A 1,499-nucleotide genomic window follows, 5' to 3' on the forward strand; every position below is an offset into this window, starting at 1 on the left:
TCAAGATGCCAAGCATCAACGACGTCGGCGGGCGACCACCCCAGATTTTCACGCACGGCACGGGCGTCACGACAGAGGCATCGGAGACTCCTATGTCAAGCCGCCGCCGTCATCACGGTTGTCAGGTTGGTAGGAGGCAACGGCGTGACGGTTCCGGCGGGCTGGGATGCGCGGCGTTCGTCGGCGATGAGGGCGGTGAAGACCCGGTCGGACAGCCTGCGGCGCAGCAGCCGCAGCGCTTCCGTGCGGGTCTTGCCAGCGGCGAGCTGCTTGTCGACGTAGTCCTTGCCAGGGCCGACGCCGCGGGCTTGCGTGACGGCGATCATGTGAAGGGCGGTGTTGACGATCCGGTTGCCGCCACGGTTGAGCCGCACCCGCACCGTGTTGCCTGACCAGACCGGGATCGGGGCCGTGCCGTTGAACCGGGCGTAGGCGTGCCTGGAACGGAACCGGGCGGCGCCGGCGGTCTCGCCCAGGATCATCGCCGCGCCGAGGACACCGCAGCCGGGAACGGCAAGCAGGCTCGGCGCCAGGACGCGGACAAGGCCGCGTAGTTCCCGCTCCAGGCTGTTGATCTGCACCGTCAGCTCCCGACACCGCACGAGGAGGTCCCGGGCGATCCGAGCCACCGTGCCGTCGACGTTGGCGAGCCGTTCGCTGAGGTCGTCGATGACACAGTAGCGGCGCAAACCTCGAGACGGGATCTGCAGCCCCGGGTCAAGTTCGTGCAGATGCCACCGCAGCCGGTTGACCAACTTGGTCCGCTCCACGACCAGATCTCGGCGGTGGTCAGACAGGAGTTTCACCTGCCGGGCCGGGCCGTCCAGCCGGGCCACCGGCAGGTCCGGTTCACGCAGCGCCGCGTGCGCCACCGCGAGCGCGTCAATCGGATCAGACTTGCCGGCCTGCCGCGAACCCCGACGCGCCGCGGCCATCAGCCGGGTCGGCACCCGCACCACCTGGTGCCCGGCGCGCAGCAAGTCGCCTTCCAGACGGCGGGTCAGGTGCCGACAGTCCTCCAGCGCGAAGCGGACCTGCGGCCATTGCGCGGCCCACTGCACTGCCTGCAGATGCCCGTCGCTGGTCGTTCCGACCGTCCGTTCGCCCAGCTTGCGGCCCAACTCGTCCGCCGCCACCAGCGTGTGGCTGCGCTTATGCGCGTCGACCCCGATCACGACCATGCCGTCTCCCTCGCCTCGAGCAGCTGAACCCTGTCAGCCGGGCAGCGGGGGCACGCCTTCATCGAGCATCGGCACGCACCTATCAAGCCACACCGCGGCCCGGGGCAGGATCCGGCGGGGCCGCACATCAACGAAAAGCCACCAGCCGAAGGCCGGGGCAGCAAAGAAACGAGCGAACCCCGCCGGACCACGATCAGGTTGGCATGAACGCAAAGAAAGCCGACTTAGATTCAAAGAGTCAAGGCAACGCACTGGGCTGGGGTGCGGTAACCGAGGCATTTGCGGGGCCGGTTGTTCAGTCGTGCGGCCAGGGCGTCG

General features: G+C 68.7%; 1 protein-coding gene. It reads right to left on the minus strand.

The annotated features are described in order from the left end of the window. Window positions 1–95: 95 nt before the first annotated feature. Entirely contained in the window at window positions 96–1,181 is a 1,086-nt protein-coding gene (locus AB0F68_RS35200; protein WP_357346212.1) for an IS110 family transposase, read from the minus strand. Between the last annotated feature and the right edge of the window lie 318 nt (window positions 1,182–1,499).

Source organism: Micromonospora sp. NPDC023966, assembly GCF_040639095.1.
In the GTDB taxonomy this organism is placed as follows: domain Bacteria; phylum Actinomycetota; class Actinomycetes; order Mycobacteriales; family Micromonosporaceae; genus Micromonospora.